The sequence below is a fragment of the Achromobacter denitrificans NBRC 15125 genome (genome assembly GCF_001571365.1).
Classification (GTDB): domain Bacteria; phylum Pseudomonadota; class Gammaproteobacteria; order Burkholderiales; family Burkholderiaceae_B; genus Achromobacter; species Achromobacter denitrificans.
In genome coordinates this window covers 16,789-41,885 of sequence record NZ_BCTQ01000019.1, presented here as the reverse complement: position 1 = coordinate 41,885, position 25,097 = coordinate 16,789, and the positions used below count along the sequence as shown (strand labels likewise).

The following is a 25,097-nucleotide window of genomic DNA, read 5'->3' as shown; positions in this document are numbered from 1 at the left end:
GATGACTCCAGTGGCGGATGCCTTAGTGGGTGGAAGGCGAGCCCGTGCCGATGAACTGGCGCAGCTCGGGGGTCTGGGGATTGGCGAAGAGTTCGGCGGGCGGGCCTTGTTCCCACACGCGTCCCTGGTGCATGAAGACGACCTTGGACGCGACGTTGCGGGCGAATGCCATTTCATGGGTCACCAGCACCATGGTCATGCCCTGGCGCGCCATGTCTTCCATGACCTTCAGCACCTCGCCCACGAGTTCGGGATCCAGCGCCGAGGTGACTTCGTCGAACAGCATCAGCTCGGGGGCCATCGCCAGGCAGCGGGCGATCGCCACGCGCTGCTGCTGGCCGCCCGACAGCAGGGCGGGATAGGCGTCGATCTTATCGGCCAGCCCGACCCGGCGCAGTACCTCCAGCGCCAGCGCGCGGCCTTGCGAGCGGGGGATCTTGCCGTTGAGGGTGGGGGCGAGCGTGATGTTGCGTTCCACGTTCAGGTGCGGAAACAAGTTGAACTGCTGGAACACGATGCCCACGCGCTGGCGGAACTGGCGCAGCCCGGGCATGCCGGCGTGGACGCGCTCGCCGCCGATGCGGATATCGCCGTCATCCACGGTTTCCAGCGCGTTCAGGCAGCGCAGCAGGGTGGACTTGCCCGAGCCGGAGCGGCCGATGATGGTGACGATCTCGCCTTCGTTCACGTCGAGCGAGACGCCATTGAGCACCGCGTTGGCGCCGAAGCGCTTGTGGACATTCGATACTTCAACGAGCGCCATGGATACGGCCCTCCAGGTTACGCGCCCATATCGTCAGGGGCAGGCACGCCGCGAAGTAGAGCAACGCGACGCAGGAATACACCAGCAGGGGCTGGAAGGTGGCGGCGCTGGCGATCTGGCCGGCGCGGGCCAGCTCCACGAAACCCACCACCGACGCCAGTGAAGTGCCCTTGATCAGCTGGACCAGGAAGCCCACGGTGGGCGGCAGCGACAGGCGCAGCGCCTGAGGCGCGATCACGTGGCGGAACTGGTGCCACTTGGACAGGCCGAGGCAGGCAGCCGCCTCCCACTGCTCATGCTTGACCGCCTGGATGCCGCCGTACCAGATCTGGCCCAGGAAAGCCGCCGTATAGATGACGAAGGCGACGCTGACGGCAGTCAGGGCCGGCACCTCCACGCCGAGGAACACCGGCATGCCGAAGTAGAAGAACATCAGCAGGCCCAGCAGCGGAACGCCCTGGACCAGTTGTTGCAGGGCGGCGGCCAGCCAGCGCACCGGCGCGGCGCGGTGGCCGCGCATCAGCGCCAGCCCCAGCCCCAGCGGCGCGCCGATGGCCAGCGCGATCAGCACCAGCGCCACCGTCCATTGCAGCGCGCTCACGAGGGAGGCGAAATCGCTCAGGGAAAACGTACGCATGCTGTCGGCTCCTAGCGGCGCACGGGCCAGGTGAACGCGAGGCTGCCGGCCAGTGCCAGCACGGCCTTGACGATCAGCACCAGCGTGAAATAGATGCCGCAGATCACCGCGTAGACTTCGAAGCTGCGGTAGGTGCGACTTTCGATGAAGCTGCCCGCATGGAACAGGTCCTCGGCGGAAACCTGCGAGGCCAGCGACGTTCCCAGCAGCAGGATGACCAGCTGCGTGCCCAGCGCGGGATAGACGTTGCGCAGGGCGGGCGCCAGCACGATGTGGCGGTACACCTGCCAGCTGCTCAGCCCGAGGCAATGGCCGGCCTCGATCTGACTGCGCGGAATGGAGTCCAGGCCGGCGCGCAGGATCTCAATTGCATAGGCGCCGAAATACAGGCTGAGCGCCACCGCCGCGGCCACGAAGGGCGGCATGCGCAGGCCCAGCCCGGGCAGGATGAAGAACACCATGAAGAGCTGGATCAGCGAGGGCGTGTTGCGGAATACCTCGACGTAGCCGCGCAGGGCCAGCTTGACCGGATTAGGGCCATGGCGGGTGAGGAGGGCGCCGGCCAGCCCGATCGCCAGGCCGGCGATCACGGCGATGGCCGTCAGTTCCAGCGTGACCTGCATGCCTTGCCAGAGCTGTTCGCGATAGCGCCAGATCTGTTGGAAATTCAGCTGCTGCATGGCTTACCCGAAGAACGTGCGGTAGGCGGACTGCACGCGGCCTTCGGCGTCCAGGCCGAAGAACACGCGCCAGCGGTCGAGACAGGTGCAAGGATGGGAAATGCCGAACTCGACCACGTCGCCCGGGGCCAGCGCGCTGTCGGGCGAGATGGCCAGGAAGGCGTGCTGGTCGTTCAGCCGGGTGACGCGACCTTCCGGATCGCAGCCGGGCAGGGGGGCGCCGTCGCGGAAGGCGGCCAGCGGCACGGGCAGGTCCTGGTCGTAGGACACGTCGCGCATGCCGAATCCGCAAATCGCGAGGCCCGGTTCCGGGCGCGACAGCACTTCGCCCCACAGGCGCAGGGCCGGGCGGAAATCGGCTGCGGCGTGGCGCGCCTGGCCGTCGATCTCGAAACCCGAACGGGCGTCCATGGCCCTCAGCGCCCGCTCGTACGTGCCGTGATCGTGGAAGAAGATGGCGCCGCTGCGCAGCACCAGCAGCGCGTTGCCGTCCTGCGCCAGCAGCGGCTTGGCGGCCTGGGTGACCTGGTCGAAGAAGGCGGAGCCGCCGGCGGTGAACACCAGCGGCGCTTGCGGCGCGAGCGCGCGAACCTGCTGGAACGCCCGTGCGGCGCGCTCCATCAGGGCGGCGATCTGCCTGGCCGTGACGGCCGGATCCGAAGTGGCGACCGCGCCTTCGTACGTGGCCACGCCCGCCAGCGCGAGCTTGCCGCCTTGGGCGGCGACGGCCTCCAGGATGGCCTCGACCGCCGCGTCGTCGCGGGCGCCGGCGCGGCCCCCGCCGACTTCCACCAGGACCTCCACCGGGCTTCCGGCATGGCCGGCCGCGGCGGCCAGCGAGCGCACGCTATCGGCCGAATCCGCGAACATCAGCATCCGGGCATCCGGGTAGGCGGCCAGCAGCTTGCCCAGGCGGGCGCCGCTGGCGGCGCCGCCGATCTCGTTGCCCAGCATCAGCCGGCGCACGCCGGCGCGCAGGAGCACGGCAGCCTGCTGCAGGTTGGCGACCGTGGCGCCCCAGGCGCCGGCATCGAGCAGGCGCTGCACGATCTGCGGCGACATGGGCGTCTTGGCGTGGGGCGCCAGCGCCGCCCCGTGGCTGCGCACGTACCCGAAGATCTGTTCGACGTTGTGGGCGAAGGCGGCTTCGTCCATCGTCAGCACGGGCAGGGCCATGTTGCCGCTCCTGGGCTGCCATTGCCGGGTCGCCACGGCGCGCAGCGCAACCGCCGCCTCGCCGGGCGGAACGCCCCGGTAGGTGTCGTCCAGGGGAGTATCGAGCAGGGTTTCCAGGAAGGGATTCATGCGGCCGCCGAATATGAAAACTGGGAGGAAAGCTGGGAAAAAACGGGATATGACAACGTTGTCATATGGAGGTCGCAGTCTAATGGTAACGTTGTCAAAACAAGAATTAGGGCTATCCCTTAGGCGTGGCGCCGGCCTCTCAGGCGGCCGCCAGGGCGGTTTCGTCTTTCCAGCGTTGCTTGTCGCGCAGCGGCGGCGCGCCGAACAGGCGGCTGTATTCCCGGCTGAACTGGGACGAGCTTTCGTAGCCCACGGCATGCGCCGCCAGGGCCACGCCGGCGTCATCGGTCAGCATGAGCCGGCGCGCCTCCTGCAGGCGCAGCTGCTTCTGGTATTGCAGCGGGCTCATCGCCGTGGCCTGTTTGAAATGGTGATGCAGCGACGACACGCTCATGTGCACGTCGCGCGCAATCTCCTCCACCCGCAGCGGCTGGGCGTAGTTGTCGCGCAGGATGCGGATGGCCTTGGCCACCCTGTTGAGCTGGCTGTCCTGTAGTACGGACTGGCGCAGCACCACGCCCTGGCCGTTCATCAGCAGGCGGTACAGCAGTTCGCGCTTGACCATGGGAGCCAGGATGGGAATGTCGCGCGGCGAGTCCAGCAGCCGCAGCAGGCGCAGCACCACGTCCAGCAGCGCGCCGCCCAGCGGGTTCACGCTAAGGGCGCGGGCGGCTTCCACGGGAACCAGTGGCGGCAGGTTCTCGTCGCTGATCAGCTCCGTGATTTCCTCGGGGTTCAGGTCCAGCCGCAGGCCCAGATAGGGCAGGGCCGGGCTGGCGACGGACACCTTGGCCACCACCGGCAGGTCGACCGAGGAAATCAGGTAATGGAAGGGGTCGTACTCGAACGTCTCGTCGCCGATGAGCAGGCGCTTCGATCCTTGCGCGATCACGGCCAGCGCGGCTCGCTGCAATCCGGGCTTGGCGCCGGTCGGCTGCGAGATGCGGTGCAGGAACAGGCCTTCGATGGGCGTGTCCAGGGATCCTTCCAGGTCGCCGGTCATGCGCTCCAGCGTGCAGAGCAGTTCGCGCCGCGCGGGTTCGTAGTCGGCCGGGGCCGGCGGGGCGGCGCGATCGGCGGAAAGGGCGTCGTGGGTCAGTGGCATGGGGGGCACTCCGGGGGCGGGCCGCGCGGCGCGCGGGGGCCGTCGAGGCAGCAGAGGATCAGGCGGTTCCCAGTGTAGGCCCAAGCGAGGCGATGCCGATCGGCGCCGAGCCATGGCGCGGAGAATCGGGCAAAAAAATCGGAGGAATGGGCGCCCCCGCCACGGGGACGGAACATCGCTGCAGGATCAGGCAGAAAGCGGACAGTATCGAGCAGCGCGCGCGCCCTTGCCCGGACGCATACTGTTCCGAACCCGGCAGGCAGACCGCCCGCCGCGGCCTGAAAGGAGCCCATCATGCGGTACAAGAAATTCGGAAGCACCGGCCTGTTCGTTTCGGAACTCTGCCTGGGAACCATGACCTTCGGCGGCGAGGGCGAACTGTGGAGCAAGATCGGCAGCCTGCAGCAGGAAGACGCCAACCGGCTGGTCGGCCGCGCGCTGGACGCCGGCGTCAATTTCATCGATACGGCGGACGTGTATTCCGAAGGCCGTTCCGAGATCATCACCGGCCAGGCGCTGCGCGACCTGAAAGTGGCGCGCGACGACGTGGTCATCGCCACCAAAGTATTCGGCCAGACGGGCGCCGGCGTCAATGCCCGCGGCAATTCGCGCGCGCACATCATGGACGGCGTCAAGAAAAGCCTGTCGCGCCTGCAGCTGGACCATATCGACCTCTACCAGATCCATGGCTTCGATCCGGCCACGCCGGTCGAGGAGACGGTCCGGGCCCTCGATAACCTGGTCCAACAGGGGCACGTGCGCTACGTCGGCGTTTCCAACTGGGCGGCCTGGCAGATCATGAAAGCGCTGGGCATCGCCGAGCGCCTCGGGCTGGCGCGCTTCGAGTCGCTGCAGGCCTATTACACGATCGCCGGCCGCGACCTGGAGCGCGAAATCGTGCCCATGCTGCGAAGCGAGGGCGTCGGGCTGATGGTCTGGAGCCCGCTGGCAGGGGGCTTGCTCAGCGGCAAGTACGCCCGCGACGGCAAGGCCGAGGCCGGAAGCCGCCGCGCCCAGTTCGATTTCCCGCCCGTGGACCAGGACCGCGCCTATGACAGCATCGACGTCCTGCGGCGCATCGCCGAGGCGCGCGGCGTGTCCGTGGCGCAAGTCGCCCTGGCCTGGCTGTTGCACCAGAAGGCCGTAACCAGCGTCATCATCGGCGCCAAGCGCGTGGATCAGCTGGACGACAACCTGGCCGCGGTCGGCATCCGGCTGACGGAGGACGACCTGGCGGCGCTGGACCAGGTCAGCGCCCTGCCGCCGGAATATCCGGGCTGGATGCACGCGCGCCAAGGCGAATACCGGTTGCGCCAGCTGAGCGAATCGGCCGCCGAATAGGACGATTCCGAAGGTCGGCTCCCCGTCCGTCATGGCCGCGGGGCACCGGCCGGCGGCGGCCGCGCGCGGAGGACCTAGAATGTCAGGCTCGTTTCGAGTGCGTGCTGATATTCGAGGACCCGCGTGGCTATTCCCTTCCTGCGCCGGCTGACGGCCGTGAGCCGCAGCCCACAGGCCAACCGGCAGTTGGCCTACTTCCTGACCTTCACCGCCGGCGCCGTCAATGCCGGCGGCTTCCTGGCCGTGCAGCAATACACCTCGCACATGTCCGGCATCGTTTCGATGATGGCCGATCACATGGCGCTGGGCAGCGTGATCGTATTCCTGCAAGGCCTGGCGGCGCTGCTGTCCTTCCTGGCGGGCGCGGCCAGCTCGGCCTTCCTGATCAACTTCGGGCGCCGCTCGCGCCTGGCCAGCGAATACGCGCTGCCCCTGTTGTACGAAGCCGTGCTGCTGGTGGGCTTCGGCCTGCTCGGCGCCAATCTGGAAACCCTGCGGTGGTTCTACGTGCCGGGCACCGTCATGCTGCTTTGCTACATCATGGGCCTGCAGAACGCGATGATCACCAAAGTCTCGCGCTCGGAGATCCGCACTACGCACGTGACCGGCATGGTGACCGACATCGGCATCGAATTGGGCAAGTTGTTCTACTGGAACGTGGCCCAGGCCGGCGCGCACGCTACCCCGCCCGTGAGGGCGGATCGCGGCAAGCTCACCGTGCTGAGCCTGCTGGTCGCGCTGTTCTTCGTCGGCGGCGTCACGGGGGCCTATTCCTTTTTCCATTTCGGCTTCGGTTCCACCTTGCCGCTGGCGATGATGCTGATGCTGTTGGCCGTGGTGCCTATCGTGGACGATATCCGGGCCTTCCTCGGGCGCGCCTAGCGCGCCTCAGCGGCGCGACGGCCGGGCCGGTCCGCGCGCCAGGGAGTGCGCCAGGAAAACCTGCAGCGCGGCCAACGTTTCGCGGTGCAGCCGCTCCAGGCGGGCATCCTTGGCCGGATCCGCAATGGCATAGCCCTTCGCGTCCACCGGATAGGGCTCTCCCAGCAGGCGCGCCATATCGACCTGGTAATAACTGCTGTTGCCATAGGGCCGCTTGCCGTCGATATAGGGCATGGGCCAGTAACGATCGCCTTCGCGCAGCACGGATTCGATCGAATGCCGGTCCACCGTCCGCCAGTTGGCGGCGCGCAGCAGCGTCAGGTGCTCCTGGCGCAGCGTGAAGCGGCCCTCGGCGTCCACGCCGCTTTCCGGGAAGTCGTAGGCCGGCGCCAGCCCCGCGGGCAGGGCGTAGCGGCCCGGCGCCAGCTTGCCCAGGGTCTCGACGTAGCGCGGAACCAGCAGCCCCACCTCCGCCAGGCGCCGGACGGCCAGCGCGTCGTCGGAGGTTTTCAGCGCCGCCCGCGCCACGGATAGGGAATCCGGGCCCAGGGGATCCTCGAACTCGATGCCCGGCGCCCCGGATTCCACGGGCACCCACAGCACCCGCAGCAGGCGCATCAGCGCGGCGTGGTCCGGGCCGTAGGGCACCGCGGCGGGCGGCGTCTTGAAGACCTGGCGGATGATCGCGGCGCGGCCTTCGGGCGCGGCCAGGAGGCGCGGCGGCGCGCACAGCAGCGAAATGGGCAGGATCAGCAGCGAGCGGCGTTTCGGGGACATGGCCGCAACGATATCCGAGTCGCGGCGCAAGGGGAACCCGCGCGCCGGCGGACTACAATGCGGCACACCCGCAAGCGCAAGCCACAGGAACGGGACGAAGGCGCCATGCCGCCGGCCCGAAGAGCGCGGCGCGATGCGGACTCATAGGAGGAGCTGACTAGGTATGGACGCGGAATTCTGGTTGGAGCGTTGGCGCGAAGGTCGCACGCACTTTCATCAATCGCGGGTCACGCCGCTGCTGCAGAAATACTGGCCCACCCTGGGCGTGCCCAAGGAGGGCAGGGTGCTGGTGCCGCTTTGCGGCAAGTCGCTGGACATGATCTGGCTCGCCGCGCAGGGCAACCCCGTGCTGGGCGTGGAACTGTCGCAATTGGCGGTGGAGCAGTTCTTCGACGAAAACGAGCTCAAGCCGCTCACGCACCAGTCCATCTACGGCAAGCATTACGTCGCCGGCAATATCGAGATCATCTGCGGCGACATCTTCAAGCTGGACGCCCAGATCCTGTCGCATTGCGTCGGCGCCTACGACCGCGCGGCCCTCGTGGCGCTGCCCGAGGCCATGCGCGCCGATTACGTGCGCCACGTCTATGGCCAACTGTCGCGCGCCTACCAAGGGCTGCTGATCACGCTGGACTACCCGCAGGAAGAGATGGCGGGGCCCCCGTTCTCGGTCGTCGACGCCGAGGTGCAGGCGGTGTTCGAGGGCGTGTCGCCCGCCAGGATCATCGACCGCCGCGACATCCTGGAAAAGGAACCCAAGTTCCTCGCGGCGGGCGTCAGCCGGCTGGACACGGTGGTCTACCACCTCGGCGTCCAGCCCTGAGGCGTTTCAGGTCATCAGCCAGCCGCCGGCCACGTCCAGCACCTGGCCGGTGACGAAGCGCGCCTGGTCCGACGCGAAGAACAGGCAGGCGTCGGCCACTTCTTCGGGCGTGCCCAGGCGGCGCAGGGCGGTCACCTGCGCCACGGCGTCGTTGATCTCCCTGGGCACGGTCTTCAGCAAGGGCGTGCTGATGCGGCCCGGCGCCAGGGCGTTTACCGTTACCTGGTGTTCGCCCAGTTCGGCCGCCCAGTGGCGGGTCAGGCCGATCAAGCCGGCCTTGGTCGCCGCGTAATGCGCGGCGACGATGTCGCAATACGCCTTGCCGGCCACCGAGGACATATTGATCACGCGGCCCTGGCGCTGCTTGACCATGTGCGGCGCGGCCAGGTGCGTCATGTAGAACACGCTGTTCAGGTTCACCGAGACCACGGTTTCCCATTCCTTCGGCGGCATCTCCCAGACCTTCAGCGCGCGTCCGTCCGTCTTGGGCGAGATGCCGACGTTGTTCACGAGGATGGTGGCGGGGCCCAGGTCGCGGGTGATGCGGTCATAGGCGGCCTGGCACTCCTCGAAGCGCGCAACGTCCGCATGTACGAAGCAGGCCTCGTGGCCGCGCTGGCGCAGCGCCTTCTCGTAGGCCTGGCCGCCTTGCGAATTGAAATCGATGAGGCCCACGCGGCCGCCTTCGGCCAGGAACCCCTCGACGATGGCCGAGCCGATGCCGCCGACCGCCCCGGTCACGATGGCGACCTGATCCTGGAAGCGCGCGCTCATGCGGCCACCTTCAGCATGATCTTGCCGATATGGGCGCTGCTTTCCATCAAGGCGTGCGCCTGGGCGGCCTGCGACAGCGGGAACACTTTATGTATCAGCGGCAGGCATTGCCCCTGCTCCATCAGCGGCACCACTTTCTCGGCCAGGGCCTGGGCGATCTTTCCCTTGTCCTCGTCCGATCTCGGACGCAGCGTCGAGCCGGTGAACTGCAGGCGCTTGGTCATGATGGGCATGGCGTCGATTTCGGCCTTGCTGCCCTCCAGGAAAGCGATCTGCACCAGCCGGCCATTGACGGCGAGCAGCCGCAGGTTCTTGTTGATGTAGGCGCCGCCCACCATGTCCAGGATCACGTCCACGCCGGGGCCGCCGCTGCCCTCGCGCACTTCGGCCTCGAAGTCGGCCTCGCGGTAGAGCACGGCGTGGTGCGCGCCCGCCGCCAGGCAGGCCTGCGCCTTGGCCTGGTTGCCGACGGTGGTCCAGACCTCGGCGCCGAACGCGCGGGCCAGCTGGATGGCGGTCAGGCCGATGCCGCTGGAACCGCCGTGCACCAGGAACCGTTCGCCGGCGGACAGGCGCGCGCGGTCGAACACATTGGTCCAGACCGTGAAGTAGTTTTCCGGGATGGCCGCGGCGGACAGCAGGTCCAGGCCGCGCGGCACCGGCAGGCAATGGCGCTCGTCGGCCAGGCAGTACTGGGCATAGCCGCCGCCCGGGGTCAGCGCGCAGACCTGGTCGCCCACTTTCCAGGCGGTGGCCTCGGGGCCGGTGGCGATGATGGTGCCGGATACTTCCAGCCCCAGGTAGGGCGAGGCGCCGGGAGGCGGCGGGTAGGAGCCCGAGCGTTGCAGCACGTCCGGGCGGTTGACGCCGGCATAGGCCACTTCGATCAACACCTGGCGGCCGACAGGCGACTCCATGTCGCGCTCGGCGATGCCCATGCAATCGGGCGGGCCGCCCTTGCCGTGGTCGATGAATGTGCAGCGTAAAGACATAAACAATCGTTCCTTGGTAATCAATGGCCCAGGTAGGCTTTTTTCACGTGAGGGTCGCTCAGCAGTTCGGCGCCGGTGCCGGTGCGCACGATGGCGCCGTTTTCCAGCACGTATCCTCTATCGGCCAGACGCAGCGTGCGGAACACGTTCTGCTCCACCAGCAGCACGGTCACGCCGTGCGAGGTGACGTCGCGGATGATGTCGAACATCTGCTGCACCAGCAGCGGCGACAGGCCCAGCGAAGGCTCGTCGAACACCAGCAGCTTGGGGTCGGCCATCATGCCGCGCGCGATCGCCACCATCTGCTGCTCGCCGCCGGAAAGCGAGCCGGCGTACTGGCTCAGGCGTTCCCGGACGCGCGGGAAGATGCCCAGCACCTCGTCCAGCTTGCGCTGCACGATGGGGCGGGCGGCGCGCTTGTACGAGCCCATCAGCAGGTTGTCGCGCACGGTGAAATGCGGGAACAGCTGGCGGCCTTCCGGGATCATGGTGATGCCGGCGTCCACGATGTCGTAGGGCTTGCGGTTGGTGAGGTCCCGGCCTTCGAATTCGACCTTGCCCTCCATCGCGCCGATCACGCCGCAAAGGGCCTTCAGGGTGGTGGTCTTGCCGGCGCCGTTGGCGCCGATCAGTGTGACGATCTCGCCGGCATTGACCTCGAAGTTCAGGCCGTTGAGCACTTGGCTCTTGCCGTAGCCGGCCGACAGGTTCGAAACCTTAAGCATCCTGGTACTCCTTGCCCAAATAGGCCTCGATGACGGCGGGGTTCTCGACCACGTCCTTGGGCGCGCCGCTGACCAGCACGGCACCTTCGTTCAGCACGATGATGCGGTCCGAAAGCGCCATGGTGGCCTGCATCATGTGTTCGATCAGCAGCACCGACACGCCCGAGTCGCGGATGCGGCGGATCATCTGGATGGATTTTTCGATGTCGGTGGGGTTCAGGCCCGCCATGACTTCGTCCAGCAGCAGGATGCGCGGCTTGATGGCCAGCGCGCGCGCGACTTCCAGGCGCTTCATCCCGCCCACCGTGAGGCTGCGCGCCTCGGTGTTCAGGTACTTCACCAGGTCGGTCTGTTCCGCGACCTTGAGCGCGATCTGCTCGGCCTCGTCGCGGTCGGACGTGCGGATGAACGCGCCCAGCATGATGTTCTCCAGCACGGTCAGGCCGGTGAAGGGCTTGGCGATCTGGAACGTGCGGCCCAGGCCCTGGTGCGCGAACTCGTCGGGCGTCTTGCAGGTGACCCAGTTGCCCTCGGCGTCCAGCATCGAGATGCCGCCCTTGTCCGGCGACAGGAAGCCCGACAGCAGGTTGAACACCGTGGTCTTGCCGGCGCCGTTGGGCCCGATCATGCCCAGGATCTCGTTCTTGTTCAGCGTCAGCGATACGTCGTTGGTCGCGCGCAGGCCGCCGAAGCTCTTGAACAGCTTGTCGGCCTTCAGCACCGGCTGTTCGGAACGGACGGCGCTGTGCAGGCGCACTTCGTCGGCGAGCTTGCGCTTGGCGCGCGGCGTGCCCAGGTAGGGCAGGCGCGACAGCCAGCGCTCGATGGTCGGGCCGAAGGCGCCGGCCAGGCCGCGCGGGATGGTCAGCACCACCGCCACCAGGATCAGGCCGTAGATCAGCCCGTGCATGCCATTGCCCACGCTGCTGAGCCAGCCGCGCGCCAGTTCGGCGATGGGCAGCACCAGGAAGGTGCCGGCGATCGGGCCGGCCACCGTGCCCAGGCCGCCGATCAGGGCGAACATGGCGATCTGGATGGATAGTTCCAGCGAGAACGCCGAGCTGGGGTCCACGAAGGTCAGGTAGGTGATGTGGAACGTGCCGATGATGCTGGTCAGCATGGCCGACACCACGGCGGCGATGATCTTCATGCGGACGGTGTGGATGCCGACCGCCAGCGCCGCGTCCTCGCGTTCCCGGATGGCGATCAGGTAGTGGCCGATGCGCGACTTGCGCATGTACCAGGAGGCCCACGTCACCAGCAGGAACAGGCCGAACGCGATGATCACGTAGTTGATCTTTTCGCGGAACACGATCCAGGTCCAGCCGATGTTCAGCGGCAGGCTGATGCCGCTGGAGCCGCCGGTCCAGCTTTCTTCGTGGATGACCAGCAGGCGCACCACTTCGAGGATCGCGATGGTGGCCAGCGCGAAGAAGGGGCCGCGCAGGCGCAGGGTGGGATAGCTGATCAGGATGGCGACCGCCGCCGAGATCGCCGCGCCCACCAGCATGCCGAACCACGGCGAAATGCCGAAGTTCTGCGTCAGCAGCGTGGCCGTATAGCCGCCGATGCCGTAGAACACCGCGTGGCCCAGGGACAACTGGCCGGCATAGCCGCCCACGATGTTCCAGGCCACCGACAGGGCCGAGAACACGAACAGCAGGACGAAAAGGTTGGTCCAGAAGGGCGTGCCCATGACCACGGGCACGAGGAACATCACGATCAGCAGGATGAGGCTGACGTAGGCTTTGGGATGTCGAAAATCGGGAAACACGTCTCGCTCCTTGTTGCTCTGATCACTCGGTGCCGACGCCGAACAGGCCGTTCGGACGCAGGACAAGGATCAAGAGGAAGATCCCGAAATACACGACCTCTTTCAGGTCGGGGGCGATGTAGAAGCCGGCCAGCGTATCGACGATGCCGATGATCATCGACCCCGCCACGGCGCCGTACAGGCTGCCGAGCCCGCCCAGCACCACGATCACGAACGCCGTCAGCACGAAATACGTGCCCACCGTGGGGAACACCGGATACTGCGGCGCCAGCAGGCCCGCGGCGATGCCGACGAAGGCGGTGCCCAGGCCGAAGGCGATGGCGTAGACGTTATTGACGTTCACGCCCATCAGGGTGGCGGCGTAGCGGTGCTGCGCCACCGCGCGCAGCGCGCGGCCCAGGTAGGTGCGGTGCATGAAGATGTGCAGCAGCACCGCCAGGCTCAGGCCGATCGCGAAAGTGATGAGCTGTCCCGTCACCATGGTGAACGGGCCGACGTCGATGGCGCTGGTGCCCAGTTCCACCGGCGCGCGGTAGACGTTGGCGCCGAAGATCACCAGGGCGAGATTCAGGAGGATGGTGGATACGCCCACCGTGGCGAAGATCTGGATGTGCTGGTCGGCGTTGAGCAGCGGCTGGATGATGCCCTTCTGCGTCAGCGCGCCCAGCGCGAACAGGATGATGGCGACCGGCACCAGCCCCGCGTAGGGATGGACGCCGAATTGCGCGGCGATCAGATAGACCATGTACATGCCTATCATCAGGAACTCGCCGTGCGCGAAGTTCACGACGCGCACCACGCCGAAGATCAGCGTCAGCCCCAGGCTGATGATGGTGTATGCGCCGCCCAGCAACAGGCCGTTGATGACCAGTTGAATGAATAGTTCCATGTTGCAACCTCTTAGAGCGGGTAGCGGCCCCGGCCTCGCCGTGTTGTCGGCGGGGCCGGGGCGCATGAACCCCGGGATAAGCCGGACGCCCCCGAGCGCCCGGGCACTGCCAGCCTGGGTTTATTTTTTGAATACGGGCTTGCCGAGTGCGAGGTTGCTGGGAGCGATGGTGACCAGCTTGCCGTCCTGCCACTGCATCACATAGAACGTGGAGGCGTTGTTCTGGCCGTCTTCGCCGAAGTCGAAGGCCCAGCCGTTGGCCGTCTGCCCAGCCGGTTTCTTGTAGGCCAGCACCGCGGCGCGGATCTTGTCCTTGTCCGTGGACTTGGCGTTGCCGATGGCTTCGAAGAAAGCCTTGGCGCCGACGTAGTTGGTCAGGCTGTGGCCCGATTGCGGATCGCTCTTGTAGGTTGCCTTGTAGGCGTCGAGGAACTTATCCAGACCCGGCGCGCCGGCCGGATTGATGGACGCCTGCGGGAAGTCCAGATCGAACACGCCGTTCATATCCGCGCCCACCGCCTTGGCCGTGTCGGCCAGCGAGTAGCCGCCGCCCGCGCCGATCACGACCTTGGGCTTGAAGCCCGCGGCGCGCGCCTGGCTGAAGAACAGGATGGCGTCGTTCTGGTAGGCCGTCTGCAGCACCACGTCGACCTTCGCGCCCTTCAGGCGCAGGATCAGCGAGGACAGGTCGACCGCCTTGGCGGAGTAGGGCAGCACTTCGGCCACGGTGTAGCCCAGTTCCTGCGCGCGCTTCTTCTCGGTCGCCGCCACGTCCGTGCCGTAGGGGCCGTCCTCGTGGATGATGCCGATCTTGATTTCCTTGGGGTTCAGCCCCATGCCCGGCGCGATGGTGTCGTGCAACGCATTGACCACCGACACGCCGTAGAGCGCCGTGTTGGGGTTGCTGCGGAACAGGTACTTGTAGCCGCGCGTGGTGATCTTGTGCGCCGTGGCGCCCAGCTCGAAGTACGGCACGCCGGCCAGCTCGGTGACGGGCGAGGCCGCGTACGAGATGCCGGAAGCGTAGCTGCCGAACACGCCGACCACGTTGGAGGAGATCAGGCGCTTGGTTTCCGACACGGCCTGCGTCGGGTCCACGGCATCGGCCTTGATGATCTCGATCTTTTCGCCGTTCACGCCTCCCGCGGCATTGATCTCATTGACGGCCAGCTCCAGGCCGCGATAGCTCTCCTGGCCCAGGAGCGCGAGCGCGCCGCTGAACGGAAAGAGGGCGCCCACCTTCATGTCTGCCGCCGCGTTGCCGGCCGCCAGCGCGCCGCACACACCCAGCGCCAAAACAATTTTGTTGAACTTGAACACTGTCTACGCTCCTTTGTCGGTATGGGATGCGGACTTTTTGTGATGCCCGTCTTTTTTTAAATATATGATATATCTGCCGGCCGGGTATGGAATCCCGCCTTGGATTCTAGTTGGGGTCGTAACCCTCCGAATCGGGGAATTCCCTAAAGCCGCATGAATAAAGACTTAGCGGGCAATGATCAGGGTTTACGGCCAGCCGGAGCCCCTATCGGATAGCAATTTCCGATGGACGAAATCATCGCCAGGAATCTTGCATAACCGCTGTTTTTTTCATATATCGTATATCATCAAACGCGCGCTTTTCAGAAGAATCTAGGAGACAGACGCATGTTCGAGGAAGTGGATTTCGCCGGGAAAAGGGTGCTGATCACCGCCGGCGCCGATGGGCTGGGCCTGGAAATGGCCAAGGTGTTCCACCACGCGGGCGCCACGGTGTTCGTGTGCGACGTCAACGAAGCGCGCCTGGCCGCGCTGCCGGCGGAACTGCCGGGCGTGCATACGGCGGTCGCCGACGTTTCCGACGAGGACAGCGTGTCCGCCCTGTTCGCGGCGGTGAAGCAGCGGCTGGGCGGCCTGGACATCCTCGTCAACAACGCCGGCGTGGCCGGCCCCACCGGGTACGTGGAGACCCTGTCCAAGGCCGATTGGGACCGCACCCTGGCCGTCAACATCACCGGGCAGTTCCTATGCGCGCGGCAGGCGATCGCCCTGCTCAAGGAATCCAAGGCGGGCGTGATGATCAACCTGTCCTCGGCCGCGGGCCATCTGGGATTCGCCGGGCGTTCGGTGTATTCGGCGTCGAAGTGGGCGGTGATCGGATTCACCAAGTCGCTGGCGATCGAACTGGGCGGCTACGGCATCCGGGTCAACGCCATTCTTCCCGGCGCCGTCGAAGGCCCCCGCATCCGCGCGGTGATCGCGGCGAAGGCCGAGACGCTGGGCCGTCCGGTGGAAGAGATCGCCGCGCAGTACGAGAACCAGGCCGTGCTCGGCCGCATGGTCACGGCGCGCGACATCGCCAACATGGTGCTGTTCAATGCCAGCGAGGCCGCCCGCAGCGTCACGGGCCAGGCCATCGTGGTGGACGGCTTCACGCAGAAGCTCTACTGATGGGCGCCGCCGAACCGGCGCATTGCGCCGCCATCGTCGGCACGGGCCTGATCGGCCAGGGCTGGGCCATCGTCTTCGCGCGCATGGGCTGGGACGTCCGCCTGTACGACGTCCATGCGGCGATGCTGGCCGAGGCCCGCGGCCTGATACTGCAGCAGTTGAACGAGCTCGAACGGCACGGCCTGCTGACCGGCGCCGACGCCATCATCGAGCGCGTCCACGTCGCCGACAACCTGCGCGATGCCTTGAAGGGCGCCAGCTACATCCAGGAGAACTCGCCCGAGAAGCTGGAGATCAAACGCGCGCTGTTTTCGGAGCTGGATGCCGCGGCCGAGCCGCAGGCGATCATCGGCAGTTCCACCTCCAGCATCCCGGCCAGCCAGTTCACCGAGCACTTGCCGGGCCGGCACCGTTGCCTGGTGGCGCATCCGGTCAACCCGCCTTACCTCATCCCGGTCGTGGAGCTATGCCCGGCCCCCTGGACCCGCCAGGACGCGCTGGACGGCGCCCGCGCCGTCATGACGGCCATCGGCCAGAAACCGGTGCTGGTCAAGCGCGAAATCGAGGGCTTCGTCCTCAATCGGCTGCAGGGCGCGCTGTTGCACGAGGCCTTCCGCCTCGTCAGCGCGGGCGTCGCCAGCGCAGAGGAAATCGACACGACCGTGAAGGACGGCCTCGGCTTGCGCTGGTCGTTCATGGGGCCGTTCGAAACCATAGACCTGAACGCGCCCGGCGGCATCGCCGACTATTGCGCGCGCTACGGCGGCCTGTACCAGTCCATCGGCGCGACCCAGGGCGATTGCGTTGCCTGGGAAGGCACACTGGTGGATACGCTGTCCGACGAACGGCGCTCCCTGCTGTCCACGGAAGATCTTGCCAAGCGCCGCTTCTGGCGCGATGAAAAGCTGATGCGCCTGATGCGCCACAAGCAAAACAACGGAGACGACAATGGCTAAGCCCAAACAGAAAGTCATCATCACCTGCGCCGTGACGGGCGCCATCCATACGCCCAGCATGTCGCCGTACCTGCCGGTCACGGCCGACGAGATCGCGGAAGCCGCCATCGGCGCGGCCAGGGCGGGCGCGGCGGTGCTGCACCTGCACGCGCGCGACCCCGAGACCGGCAAACCGTCGCAGGACCCGGCCCTGTTCAAGCCCTTCCTGGAGCGGATCAAGAACGAAACGGACGCCATCATCAACATCACCACCGGCGGAAGCCCGCACATGACGGTGGAAGAACGCATGCGTCCGGCCACCACCTTCAAGCCGGAAGTGGCCTCCCTGAACATGGGATCGATGAATTTCGGCCTCTTTCCCATGCTGGGCCGCTTCAAGGAGTTCAAGCACGACTGGGAGCGCGAGCACCTGGAAAACAGCCGCTCGCTGATTTTCCGCAACACGTACCAGGACATCGAATCCATCCTGACGCTGGGCAACGCCAACGGCACCCGTTTCGAGTTCGAGTGCTACGACATCAGCCACCTGTACAACCTGGCGCATTTCGTCGATCGAGGCCTGGTGAAGTCGCCGCCGTTCATCCAGTCGGTCTTCGGCATCCTCGGCGGCATCGGGCCGCATCCGGAAGACCTGATGCACATGAAGCGCACGGCCGACCGCCTCTTCGGCGACGAGTATGAATGGTCGATCCTGGGCGCGGGCCGCGCGCAGATGCAGCTGGCGACCATCGGCGCCGCCATGGGATCCAACGTGCGGGTGGGGCTGGAGGATTCCCTGTGGATCGGCCCGGGCCAGATGGCCGAGTCCAATCGCGTGCAGGTGGAGCGCATCCGCACGATCCTGGAAGCCTTGAACCTGGAGATCGCCACGCCGGACGAAGCGCGCCAGAAGCTGGGCCTCAAGGGCAAGGACAACGTCGCGTTCTGATGCCGCCGCGGCCGGCCGGGGCGGTAAGCCCCGCCGGCGTGCGCGGGTTCAGGCGTGGCGGCGCAGGGCGTCGGCCAGGGTGGCGGTATCCAGCGGGCGGTCGAAGTTGGCGGCGTGGCGGGCCTTCAGGCTCAGTTCGGCGGCCAGCGTGAGTTCCGCGTCGGAAGGCGAGCCGGTCGCGCCCAACTCGCTCAGGGTGGCGGGCAGCCCGACCTGGGCATACCACTGTTTCAGGTCCGCCAGCATGCCGTCGGCGCGTTGTTCCAGGTCCAGCTGCACCAGCAGGCCGACCGCGACCTGCAGGCCATGAGGCGAGCTGGCCACGCCGCTGATCTTCGGCAAGCCGCGAGTCAGCGCGTGGGCGATGGACAGGCCGCCGCTTTCGAAACCGAGACCGCTCATGAGGATCATCGCTTCCACCACGCGCTCGAACGCGGGCGTAGGCTGGCCGGTGCCGGCCGCGGCCACCGCGTCCACGCCGTCGGCCAGCAGCGTGCGCAGGCAGCCGTCGGCGATGAATTGGGCCGACAGCGGCGGCGCCGCGTCGTACATGTTCAGGCCGCCGTTGCGCCGGCATTGCTCGGCCTCGAATTTCTTGGAAACGGCGTCGCCCAGGCCCGCGAGGAAGAACGGCTGGGGCGCGGTGGCGATGACGGCGGTATCCACCAGCACGATAGTGGGGTTGAACAGCATGTGCTCCACCGCCAGGAGATTGTGATGGGCGTCGTACAGCACGTAGTTCTTGCTGGTCGGCGCGTCGTTGGACGCGACGGTCGGCACGGTGATGAGGTGGCAGTGCGCGGACTTCGCCACGGCCTTGCCGGCGTCCAGCGATTTGCCGCCGCCCACCGCGATCACCATGTCCACGCCGGCCGGCGCGGCCTGCGCGCGCAATTGCGCGATCACGTCGGGCGTCAGGTCGCCCTCGACCAGCAACGGCACGAGCGCCACCTGGTGCGCCGCGCAGAGCGCTTCGATTCTTGGCCCCAGCACGCCATGGACATAGCTGTCGATGACGAGCGCGGCGCGGCGCCCGAACAGGGCCGCGTACTGCCCCAGGGAGTCGAGGGCGCCGGGCCCCTGGATGTAGCGGCTGGGCGCGCCAAAAATCTTCAGCATCGGATCTTCCTATTTGCGGGACTGGGGAGGGCGGTAGTCGAGTTCCTTTTCGCGCTCGACCAGCCAATCGATCATGATCTTGCCGCCCCAGACCAGGTCGGCCTGGATGGCTTGCCTGGCCGCTTCGGAATCGCGCGCTTCCAGGGCCTGGATGACGGCCTCGTGGCGGTGTTCGTCTTGCGAATAGTCCAATCCCGACGTCTTGACGTGGAACACCTTGAGGATCGGGCCGGTGATGACCCAGAACGATTCCACGGTGTTGCGCAGGATGGGCTTGTTGCTGGCTTCCAGGATGGCGAAGTGGAACTTGCGGTTCAGGTAGCTGGCGCGCTTGGGATCGGTGGCCGTGCAGGAGATGAAATCCCGCTGCAGCGCGATCAGGTTGTCCAGCTGCTTGCGCGTGATGTTCTGGGCGGCCTCGGCCGCGCCCATGCCTTCCAGGTGGAAGCGGATTTGCTGGATTTCCCGCAGCTTTTCCGAATTGACGTAGGGCACGTACACCGCGGTGGCCGCCTGCATTTCCAGGCCCTGTTCGCTGATGAGCCGGAAAATGGCTTCGCGCACGGGCGTGATGGAAACCCCCATTTCCTGGGCAAGTTCGCCAATGATGAGGCGCTCTCCGGGTTCGTACTGCCCGTTGATCAGGGCATTGCGGATTTCGTTGTAGACCCTGACGGAGAGATTCTCTTTCTTTACCGGTTTAAGGCTCGACATAAAGGTTGCGGGCTTGCTGTATTGATGGATCGGGTGGATTCGGGATGAATTCTAGCCCGCCATGGCCAATTCAAGCTCAATGGGTATATTATATATCATATATCCTAACGGCAACAGGAGACGCCATGCGCCAGGAAAAGGAGGCTCCCTCGGAAGAGGAGATCCGGCTACTGCGGGAAAAGGCCCGCTTTATCCGGTTGGAGACAATCAGGTTGATCGAGATCGCCAAGGTCGGGCACTACAGTTCGGTGTTCTCGTGCGCGGAGATATTCGCCGCGCTCTACTACGACGTGATGCGCCTGCGCCCCGGCGAACCGCAGTGGCCCGACCGGGACCGCTTCCTCATGGGCAAGGGGCACGCGGCCGTGGGCCTGTTCCCGGTACTGGCCGACCATGGCTTCATCGACCGCGAACTGCTCGACGGCTACACCCGCCTGGGCAGCCCGCTGGGCGACCACCCGGACATGAGCAAGGTGCCCGGCGTGGATTTCAGTTCGGGTTCCATCGGCCACGCCCTGTCCAACGGCGTCGGCATGGCGGTGGGCGGCCGCATGAACCAGCGCGACTTCAACGTGTTCGTCATGCTGGGCGACGGCGAGATGCAGGAAGGCCAGGTCTGGGAAGCGGCCCTGTTCGCCGCGCACAACCGCCTGTCGCGCCTGATCGCGATCGTCGACCGCAACGGCTATCAGCTCGACGGCAAGGTGGACGACGTGATGGGCGTGGAATCGCTGCGGGAGAAATGGCAGGCGTTCGGCTGGGAAGTGCACGAGGTGGACGGCCATGACCTCCAGGCATTGACCGCGCTGCTGCGCGGCCTGCGCGCCGACGACGGGCGCGAAAGGCCGGCCTGCGTGATCGCCAGGACGGTCAAGGGCAAAGGCGTTTCCTTCATGGAGACGGAGCCCGGCTGGCACCTGGGCTATCTGGCGCCGCAAGACGCGCAAGGCGCCATCGACGAAATCATGTCCCGCGAGATCTGAATGGCTAACTCATCGACGCTTTCCCCCGACTCCTGGCAGTATCGCGCGCTGAACGCGGTGAACCCCGGGCTCTCCTATCTCTCGGACGCGCTGATCGCGCTGGCCGCCGAGGGGCACCCCGTGGTGGCCGGGTCGGCCGACCTGCAGTACTCCAACGGCCTGAACCGCTTTGCCCAGGCCTACCCGGACCGCTACATCCAGTTCGGCATCTCCGAACAGAACATGGTCTCGGCCGCGGCCGGCCTGGCGACCACCGGCATGATGCCTTTCGTCGCCACCTTCGCCTCCTTCCTGGGCCTGCTGTGCTGCGAACAGATCCGCATGGACGTGGCCTACACCAAGCTGCCCGTGCGGCTGATCGGCCATCACACCGGCATCAGCCTGGGTTTCTATGGCACCTCGCACCACGCCACGGAAGACATTTCCACCATGCGCGCCCTGGCCGGGCTGACCGTGGTGTCGCCCGCCGACGGCCCGCAGCTGGCTTCCGCCATCAAGGCCTCGGTGGACTGGCCCGAACCCATTTACTTCCGCATCGGCCGCGGGCGCGACCCGCAGGTCTATGAAGACGGCAGGCCTTTCGAGTTCGGCCGCGCCATCGTCCACTCCACCGGCAGCGACCTGAACATCATCGCCTGCGGCATCACCCTGCATGCCGCCCTGGCGGCCGCCGAGCAGCTCGGGCAGGAAGGCCTGTCCGTGGGCGTGATCGACATGCCCACCATCAAGCCCCTGGACCGCGAGGCCGTGCTGGCCGCGGCCGGCCGGTCGGGCGTGCTGATGACGGTGGAAGAACACAACGTGCTGGGCGGGCTGGGTTCGGCGGTGGCCGAAGTGCTGGCCGACGCCGGCTCCGGCACGCGCCTGCGCCGCCACGGTATCTATGACGAATACAGCCTGATCGCGCCGCCCACCACCCTGTACGCGCACTACAAGCTGGATGCCGCGGGCATCGGCGAGGTCGCCCGCGAATTGCTCAAGGCCTGAACGAGGGAGAAAGAAATGAAGGAAATCAGCGGAAACACGCGCCTGTTCGGCATCCTGGCCGACCCGATCCATCATGTGAAGACGCCCCAGCGCATGAACGAGCACTTCGCCCGGATCGGTTACGACGGCGTGTGCGTGCCGTTCCATGCTCGCCCGGACGACCTGGCGGCCGTGGTCGAAGGGCTGCGCCGGCTGGAAAACCTGGGCGGTGTCATCGTCACCATCCCCCACAAGACGGCGATCCTGGACCTGGTCGACGAGGCGACCCCGGTGGCGCGCAAGATCGGCGCGGCCAACGTGGTGCGCCGCGAGGCCGATGGGCGGCTGGTGGCGCACATGCTGGACGGGGAGGGTTTCGTGCGCGGCCTGCAGACGGCCGGCGTTTCGCTGGAAGGCAAAAGCGCCTACCTGGCGGGCGCGGGCGGCGCGGCGAATGCGATCGGCTTCGCGCTGGTGCAGGCCGGTGTGTCCCGCCTGACCATCGCCAATCGCACCGTGGCCAAGGCCGAAGACCTGAAGGCGCGCATCCTGTCCCTGCATCCGGACGCCGTCATCGCCATCGGCACGCCCGACCCGTCGGGGCATGACCTGGTCGTCAACGGCACCTCGCTCGGCATGAAGCCGGACGACGCGTTGCCGCTGGACGCGAGCCGCCTCACGCCCGACCAGCTGGTCTGCGAAGTCATCATGCAGCCGCGCGATACCGCGCTGCTGCTGGCGGCGCAGGCCCGCGGCTGCAAGGTGCACTACGGCGCGCCGATGCTCGCCTGCCAGATCGAGCTGATGGCGCGGATGCTGGGCGTGGCGGATGCCAAGTAAGGCCGCGGGGCCTTTATCCGGACTTTGAAAAAAATGGGCGATTACGATTTCATCATCGCGGGCGGCGGAACCGCCGGCTGCATCCTGGCCAACCGCCTGAGCGCGGACGGCAAGTACAAGGTGCTCATGCTCGAAGCCGGGCACGAAGCGCGCAGCATGTGGATTTCGATCCCGGCCGGCTTTTCGAAGCTGCTGGTGAACCCGGACTACAACTGGCGCTTCGCGACCGAGCCGGAGGACAACGTCTACGGCCGGACCATCGCGGTGCCGCGGGGCAAGGGCGTGGGCGGGTCGACGCTGATCAACGGCATGATCTATGTGCGCGGGCAGCCCCGGGACTACGACGGCTGGGAAGCCGCCGGCGCCACTGGCTGGGGCGCGGGCCAGGCCGAGCGCGTGTTCCGCAAGATCGAGCACTACGAGCGCGGCGGAGAAGGGCGCGGCAAGGAGGGCCCCATGCGCCTCGAAGAGGTGGCGGAGCGCTTTCCGATTTCGGATGCGTTCCTGCGCGCCGCGCAGGAAGACGGCCAGCCCTTGAACCCGGACTACAACAGCGGCGACCAGGAGGGCGTGGGCTACTACCAGGTGCTCCAGCATCGAGGGCGCCGCTGGAGCGTGGTGGACGGCTATCTGCGGCCCGCGTCCGGGCGCAAGAACCTGCGTGTGGAATGCGGGGCGCACGTGACGCGCCTGGTATTCGAGGGCAAGCGCTGTGTGGGCGTGGTCTATCGCCAGAACGGGCAGGAACATACGGTGCGGGCGGCGCGCGAGACGCTGCTGTGCCTGGGGGCGGTGCAGTCGCCGCAGCTGTTGGAGCTGTCCGGCGTCGGCGACCCGGCCCGCCTGCAATCCCACGGGATTGCGCTGGTGCATGCGCAGCCGCAGGTGGGCGAGAACTACATCGACCACTTCGCGACCCGCATGAACTGGCGCGTGAAGGGGACGGTGACGCTGAACGAGATGTCGCGCGGTTGGCGGCTGGCCCGGCAGGTGGCGCGCTACTACGCGAGTCGCAAGGGCATCCTCACCCTGGGCACGGGGCTGGTGCACGGTTTCGTAAAAAGCGCGCCGGACCTGCCCGCGCCCGACGTGCAGTATTTCTTCGTGCATGCCAGCTACGCGAACGCGGCCGAACGCATCCTGGACCGCCATCCGGGCATGACGATAGGCGTGGCGCAGCTGCGGCCGGAGTCGGTGGGGTCCATCCACATCAAATCCGCCGATCCCCTGGCCGGCCCGGCGATCCGCCCTAACTTCCTGGCGGCCCAGGTGGACCGGGACAGCCTGGTGGGCGGCATGCAGGCGGCGCGGCGCATTGTCGGCCAGCCGGCCTTGCGACCCTACATCGAGGCGGAAGTCAGCCCCGGCGCGGGCGTGGAAACCTACGACGAGTGGCTGGACTTCGCGCGCCGCAACGGCCAGACGATCTATCACCCCATCGGCACCTGCCGCATGGGCTCGGACGCCGCCGCGGTGACCGACGCGCGCCTGCGCGTGAACGGGTTGTCGGGCCTGCGGGTGGTGGACGCCTCCGTCATGCCGAAGATGGTCTCCGGCAACACCCAGGCCGCCGTCATGATGGTGGCCGAGCGCGGCGCCGAGTTGATCCTGGAGGATGCCGCGCGGCCCTAGCCGCGCAGCGTGGGGGACTACACCCCCGCCCTCACGCGTTAGCGGATCAGGAAGCCCGCGCCCACCGGGTCGTTCTTGTCGATGACCCAGCGCGCCGTGCCCAGGATGCTGGCCGTGCCCTTCACCGTGGGGCGCACGGCCCGCGTGCCGTTGAGATCCACCTCTCCCAGCAGGCAGCCCTCGAACACGCCGCTGCCCAGCAGGCCTTCCGATTTGATCGGCTGGTTCATTCCCATTTTCCCGCGCGCCTCGAACATGGCCATCATCGCGCTGGTGCCGGTGCCGCCGGGGGAGCGGTCCAGCTGGCCGGCGCTGAACACGTGCACGTTCTTGTAGAACGCGCCCTCGATGGTCGGCTGGTGCCAGAAGGTGATGAAGTTCAGGTTGTTGATGTGCGCCTCGGTGGGGTGCTGGATGCGCTGGCGGGCATTGAGCTGGTCGCGCACGATCATGCCCATGCGGGACAGCTCGGTGCCGTTGTCCGGCGAGATCCGCAGGTCGCAGCCGGACAGGTCCACGATGCCGAAGTAGTTGCCTCCCCAGACGATGTCGGCCGACAGCTTGCCGTAGCCGGGCAGTTCCACGGGGATGTCCTGCGCCGCGACGTAGGCCGGCACGTTCTCGAAGCGCGTCCACAGCACGTTGTCGCCTTCGGACGCTACCTCCGACACGACCAGGCCGGCGGTGGTTTCAAAGCGGATCTTGGTGATGCCGTCCTTGCCGCGGGCCACCAGACCGTTGGCGACCATGGCCATGCTGACGGCGATCGTGCCGTGGCCGCACATGTGGGAATACTCCGTGCCGTCGATGTAGATCAGGCCGGCGTCGTATTCGGGGCTGGACGGCGGGGTGAGGAACACGCCGAACATGTCCTTGTGCCCGCGGGGCTCGCGCATCAGGGCCTTGCGCAGCCAATCGTAGTTCTGTTCCAGGAACGCCCGCTTCTCCAGGATGGTGGATCCGGCGGGGTAGGGAATGCCGCTGTGCACGATGCACAGGGGCTCGCCTTCGGTATGGGTATAGATGACATCGAACGCGTCTTGCTTGCGCATGACTGTGGCT

General features: G+C 66.8%; 24 protein-coding genes and 1 pseudogene. 10 read left to right on the top strand and 15 right to left on the bottom strand.

Annotation, left to right across the window (positions count from 1 at the left end; translation table 11 throughout):
- Positions 1 to 22 precede the first annotated feature (22 nt).
- The 5 genes from ADE01S_RS16880 to ADE01S_RS16860 all read right to left on the bottom strand — a co-directional run bounded on the left by ADE01S_RS16880 (position 23) and on the right by ADE01S_RS16860 (position 4,490).
- Positions 23 to 763: an amino acid ABC transporter ATP-binding protein gene (locus ADE01S_RS16880; protein ID WP_062682887.1), complete on the bottom strand. Its 741-nt coding sequence runs from the start codon at positions 761 to 763 to the stop codon at positions 23 to 25.
- On the bottom strand, positions 750 to 1,400 hold the full coding sequence (locus ADE01S_RS16875; RefSeq protein ID WP_062682886.1) for an amino acid ABC transporter permease: 651 nt from the start codon (positions 1,398 to 1,400) through the stop codon (positions 750 to 752). The genes ADE01S_RS16880 and ADE01S_RS16875 overlap by 14 nt, the downstream gene beginning before the upstream one ends.
- Before the next feature lie 11 nt (positions 1,401 to 1,411).
- Complete coding sequence (locus ADE01S_RS16870; RefSeq protein WP_087881445.1) at positions 1,412 to 2,080, bottom strand: amino acid ABC transporter permease; 669 nt, start codon at positions 2,078 to 2,080, stop codon at positions 1,412 to 1,414.
- A gap of 3 nt (positions 2,081 to 2,083) precedes the next feature.
- Complete coding sequence (locus ADE01S_RS16865) at positions 2,084 to 3,385, bottom strand: alanine racemase (protein WP_062682885.1); 1,302 nt, start codon at positions 3,383 to 3,385, stop codon at positions 2,084 to 2,086.
- Positions 3,386 to 3,524: 139 nt separating this feature from the next.
- Positions 3,525 to 4,490, bottom strand: coding sequence for an AraC family transcriptional regulator (locus ADE01S_RS16860; RefSeq protein ID WP_062682884.1), 966 nt, complete (start codon positions 4,488 to 4,490; stop codon positions 3,525 to 3,527).
- A gap of 294 nt (positions 4,491 to 4,784) precedes the next feature.
- Here ADE01S_RS16860 and ADE01S_RS16855 point away from each other — a divergent pair, with 294 nt between their 5' ends.
- Together ADE01S_RS16855 and ADE01S_RS16850 are read left to right on the top strand one after the other, a co-directional pair.
- Positions 4,785 to 5,831 carry an aldo/keto reductase gene (locus ADE01S_RS16855; RefSeq protein ID WP_062682883.1) on the top strand — a complete coding sequence of 349 codons (1,047 nt, stop codon included), beginning with the start codon at positions 4,785 to 4,787 and terminating at the stop codon, positions 5,829 to 5,831.
- 123 nt (positions 5,832 to 5,954) lie between these two features.
- Positions 5,955 to 6,707: pseudogene (locus ADE01S_RS16850) on the top strand (YoaK family protein); the annotation flags it as partial.
- Between the two features lie 12 nt (positions 6,708 to 6,719).
- Here ADE01S_RS16850 and ADE01S_RS16845 read toward each other — a convergent pair.
- The gene (locus tag ADE01S_RS16845) at positions 6,720 to 7,490 is read right to left on the bottom strand and encodes a hypothetical protein (RefSeq protein WP_062682881.1); all 771 of its coding nucleotides are present in this window, start codon (positions 7,488 to 7,490) and stop codon (positions 6,720 to 6,722) included.
- Positions 7,491 to 7,653: 163 nt separating this feature from the next.
- On the opposite strand from ADE01S_RS16845, the gene ADE01S_RS16840 reads away from it, so the two are divergent.
- Complete coding sequence (locus ADE01S_RS16840) at positions 7,654 to 8,313, top strand: thiopurine S-methyltransferase (RefSeq protein WP_062682880.1); 660 nt, start codon at positions 7,654 to 7,656, stop codon at positions 8,311 to 8,313.
- Between the two features lie 6 nt (positions 8,314 to 8,319).
- Here ADE01S_RS16840 and ADE01S_RS16835 read toward each other — a convergent pair whose 3' ends face one another.
- From ADE01S_RS16835 to ADE01S_RS16810, 6 genes are all read right to left on the bottom strand, one after another.
- Positions 8,320 to 9,087, bottom strand: a complete 768-nt coding sequence (locus tag ADE01S_RS16835) for an SDR family oxidoreductase (protein ID WP_062682879.1) — start codon at positions 9,085 to 9,087, stop codon at positions 8,320 to 8,322.
- Positions 9,084 to 10,079, bottom strand: coding sequence for an NAD(P)H-quinone oxidoreductase (locus ADE01S_RS16830; RefSeq protein ID WP_062682878.1), 996 nt, complete (start codon positions 10,077 to 10,079; stop codon positions 9,084 to 9,086). The genes ADE01S_RS16835 and ADE01S_RS16830 overlap by 4 nt, the downstream gene beginning before the upstream one ends.
- A gap of 20 nt (positions 10,080 to 10,099) precedes the next feature.
- A complete protein-coding gene (locus ADE01S_RS16825) occupies positions 10,100 to 10,804 on the bottom strand; it encodes an ABC transporter ATP-binding protein (protein WP_062682877.1) in 705 nt (234 codons plus the stop codon).
- Positions 10,797 to 12,578, bottom strand: coding sequence for a branched-chain amino acid ABC transporter ATP-binding protein/permease (locus tag ADE01S_RS16820; protein WP_062682876.1), 1,782 nt, complete (start codon positions 12,576 to 12,578; stop codon positions 10,797 to 10,799). The genes ADE01S_RS16825 and ADE01S_RS16820 overlap by 8 nt, the downstream gene beginning before the upstream one ends.
- Positions 12,579 to 12,600: 22 nt before the next feature.
- The gene (locus ADE01S_RS16815) at positions 12,601 to 13,467 is read right to left on the bottom strand and encodes a branched-chain amino acid ABC transporter permease (protein WP_062682875.1); all 867 of its coding nucleotides are present in this window, start codon (positions 13,465 to 13,467) and stop codon (positions 12,601 to 12,603) included.
- Between the two features lie 120 nt (positions 13,468 to 13,587).
- Positions 13,588 to 14,787, bottom strand: coding sequence for an ABC transporter substrate-binding protein (locus ADE01S_RS16810; protein WP_062682874.1), 1,200 nt, complete (start codon positions 14,785 to 14,787; stop codon positions 13,588 to 13,590).
- A 327-nt stretch (positions 14,788 to 15,114) separates the two neighbouring features.
- Here ADE01S_RS16810 and ADE01S_RS16805 point away from each other — a divergent pair, with 327 nt between their 5' ends.
- Genes ADE01S_RS16805 through kce form a run of 3 tightly spaced genes read left to right on the top strand, consistent with a single transcriptional unit; the run spans position 15,115 to position 17,781 of the window.
- Positions 15,115 to 15,897: an SDR family oxidoreductase gene (locus ADE01S_RS16805; protein WP_062682873.1), complete on the top strand. Its 783-nt coding sequence runs from the start codon at positions 15,115 to 15,117 to the stop codon at positions 15,895 to 15,897.
- Complete coding sequence (locus tag ADE01S_RS16800; RefSeq protein ID WP_062682872.1) at positions 15,897 to 16,853, top strand: 3-hydroxyacyl-CoA dehydrogenase; 957 nt, start codon at positions 15,897 to 15,899, stop codon at positions 16,851 to 16,853. The genes ADE01S_RS16805 and ADE01S_RS16800 overlap by 1 nt, the downstream gene beginning before the upstream one ends.
- Positions 16,846 to 17,781 (top strand): 3,5-dioxohexanoate:acetyl-CoA acetone transferase, encoded by a 936-nt coding sequence (gene kce, locus ADE01S_RS16795; RefSeq protein WP_062682871.1) that lies wholly within the window; start codon positions 16,846 to 16,848, stop codon positions 17,779 to 17,781. Before ADE01S_RS16800 ends, kce begins: the two co-directional genes overlap by 8 nt.
- Positions 17,782 to 17,829: 48 nt before the next feature.
- Here the strand turns inward: kce and ADE01S_RS16790 are convergent, their stop codons facing one another.
- Both ADE01S_RS16790 and ADE01S_RS16785 read right to left on the bottom strand, forming a co-directional pair.
- On the bottom strand, positions 17,830 to 18,900 hold the full coding sequence (locus ADE01S_RS16790; protein WP_062682870.1) for a glycerol dehydrogenase: 1,071 nt from the start codon (positions 18,898 to 18,900) through the stop codon (positions 17,830 to 17,832).
- A gap of 9 nt (positions 18,901 to 18,909) precedes the next feature.
- The gene (locus ADE01S_RS16785; protein ID WP_062682869.1) at positions 18,910 to 19,614 is read right to left on the bottom strand and encodes a GntR family transcriptional regulator; all 705 of its coding nucleotides are present in this window, start codon (positions 19,612 to 19,614) and stop codon (positions 18,910 to 18,912) included.
- Between the two features lie 125 nt (positions 19,615 to 19,739).
- On the opposite strand from ADE01S_RS16785, the gene ADE01S_RS16780 reads away from it, so the two are divergent.
- The 4 genes from ADE01S_RS16780 to ADE01S_RS16765 are packed head-to-tail and all read left to right on the top strand — an operon-like array spanning position 19,740 to position 24,035.
- Positions 19,740 to 20,597 carry a transketolase gene (locus ADE01S_RS16780; RefSeq protein WP_062682868.1) on the top strand — a complete coding sequence of 286 codons (858 nt, stop codon included), beginning with the start codon at positions 19,740 to 19,742 and terminating at the stop codon, positions 20,595 to 20,597.
- A complete protein-coding gene (locus ADE01S_RS16775) occupies positions 20,598 to 21,584 on the top strand; it encodes a transketolase family protein (RefSeq protein ID WP_062682867.1) in 987 nt (328 codons plus the stop codon).
- A 15-nt stretch (positions 21,585 to 21,599) separates the two neighbouring features.
- Positions 21,600 to 22,403 (top strand): shikimate dehydrogenase family protein, encoded by an 804-nt coding sequence (locus ADE01S_RS16770; protein WP_062682866.1) that lies wholly within the window; start codon positions 21,600 to 21,602, stop codon positions 22,401 to 22,403.
- A 33-nt stretch (positions 22,404 to 22,436) separates the two neighbouring features.
- Positions 22,437 to 24,035, top strand: a complete 1,599-nt coding sequence (locus ADE01S_RS16765) for a GMC family oxidoreductase (RefSeq protein ID WP_062682865.1) — start codon at positions 22,437 to 22,439, stop codon at positions 24,033 to 24,035.
- Positions 24,036 to 24,073: 38 nt separating this feature from the next.
- Here ADE01S_RS16765 and ADE01S_RS16760 read toward each other — a convergent pair whose 3' ends face one another.
- The gene (locus ADE01S_RS16760) at positions 24,074 to 25,087 is read right to left on the bottom strand and encodes a proline racemase family protein (protein ID WP_062682864.1); all 1,014 of its coding nucleotides are present in this window, start codon (positions 25,085 to 25,087) and stop codon (positions 24,074 to 24,076) included.
- Between the last annotated feature and the right edge of the window lie 10 nt (positions 25,088 to 25,097).

What these genes read in the sequence shown, in the direction of transcription:
- ADE01S_RS16880 (WP_062682887.1), bottom strand. Translation starts at nt 763, where the DNA reads ATGGCGCTCGTTGAAGTATCGAATGTCCACAAGCGCTTCGGCGCCAAC.
- ADE01S_RS16875 (WP_062682886.1), bottom strand. Translation starts at nt 1,400, where the DNA reads ATGCGTACGTTTTCCCTGAGCGATTTCGCCTCCCTCGTGAGCGCGCTG.
- ADE01S_RS16870 (WP_087881445.1), bottom strand. Translation starts at nt 2,080, where the DNA reads ATGCAGCAGCTGAATTTCCAACAGATCTGGCGCTATCGCGAACAGCTC.
- ADE01S_RS16865 (WP_062682885.1), bottom strand. Translation starts at nt 3,385, where the DNA reads ATGAATCCCTTCCTGGAAACCCTGCTCGATACTCCCCTGGACGACACC.
- ADE01S_RS16860 (WP_062682884.1), bottom strand. Translation starts at nt 4,490, where the DNA reads ATGCCACTGACCCACGACGCCCTTTCCGCCGATCGCGCCGCCCCGCCG.
- ADE01S_RS16855 (WP_062682883.1), top strand. Translation starts at nt 4,785, where the DNA reads ATGCGGTACAAGAAATTCGGAAGCACCGGCCTGTTCGTTTCGGAACTC.
- ADE01S_RS16845 (WP_062682881.1), bottom strand. Translation starts at nt 7,490, where the DNA reads ATGTCCCCGAAACGCCGCTCGCTGCTGATCCTGCCCATTTCGCTGCTG.
- ADE01S_RS16840 (WP_062682880.1), top strand. Translation starts at nt 7,654, where the DNA reads ATGGACGCGGAATTCTGGTTGGAGCGTTGGCGCGAAGGTCGCACGCAC.
- ADE01S_RS16835 (WP_062682879.1), bottom strand. Translation starts at nt 9,087, where the DNA reads ATGAGCGCGCGCTTCCAGGATCAGGTCGCCATCGTGACCGGGGCGGTC.
- ADE01S_RS16830 (WP_062682878.1), bottom strand. Translation starts at nt 10,079, where the DNA reads ATGTCTTTACGCTGCACATTCATCGACCACGGCAAGGGCGGCCCGCCC.
- ADE01S_RS16825 (WP_062682877.1), bottom strand. Translation starts at nt 10,804, where the DNA reads ATGCTTAAGGTTTCGAACCTGTCGGCCGGCTACGGCAAGAGCCAAGTG.
- ADE01S_RS16815 (WP_062682875.1), bottom strand. Translation starts at nt 13,467, where the DNA reads ATGGAACTATTCATTCAACTGGTCATCAACGGCCTGTTGCTGGGCGGC.
- ADE01S_RS16805 (WP_062682873.1), top strand. Translation starts at nt 15,115, where the DNA reads ATGTTCGAGGAAGTGGATTTCGCCGGGAAAAGGGTGCTGATCACCGCC.
- ADE01S_RS16800 (WP_062682872.1), top strand. Translation starts at nt 15,897, where the DNA reads ATGGGCGCCGCCGAACCGGCGCATTGCGCCGCCATCGTCGGCACGGGC.
- kce (WP_062682871.1), top strand. Translation starts at nt 16,846, where the DNA reads ATGGCTAAGCCCAAACAGAAAGTCATCATCACCTGCGCCGTGACGGGC.
- ADE01S_RS16790 (WP_062682870.1), bottom strand. Translation starts at nt 18,900, where the DNA reads ATGCTGAAGATTTTTGGCGCGCCCAGCCGCTACATCCAGGGGCCCGGC.
- ADE01S_RS16785 (WP_062682869.1), bottom strand. Translation starts at nt 19,614, where the DNA reads ATGTCGAGCCTTAAACCGGTAAAGAAAGAGAATCTCTCCGTCAGGGTC.
- ADE01S_RS16780 (WP_062682868.1), top strand. Translation starts at nt 19,740, where the DNA reads ATGCGCCAGGAAAAGGAGGCTCCCTCGGAAGAGGAGATCCGGCTACTG.
- ADE01S_RS16775 (WP_062682867.1), top strand. Translation starts at nt 20,598, where the DNA reads ATGGCTAACTCATCGACGCTTTCCCCCGACTCCTGGCAGTATCGCGCG.
- ADE01S_RS16770 (WP_062682866.1), top strand. Translation starts at nt 21,600, where the DNA reads ATGAAGGAAATCAGCGGAAACACGCGCCTGTTCGGCATCCTGGCCGAC.
- ADE01S_RS16765 (WP_062682865.1), top strand. Translation starts at nt 22,437, where the DNA reads ATGGGCGATTACGATTTCATCATCGCGGGCGGCGGAACCGCCGGCTGC.
- ADE01S_RS16760 (WP_062682864.1), bottom strand. Translation starts at nt 25,087, where the DNA reads ATGCGCAAGCAAGACGCGTTCGATGTCATCTATACCCATACCGAAGGC.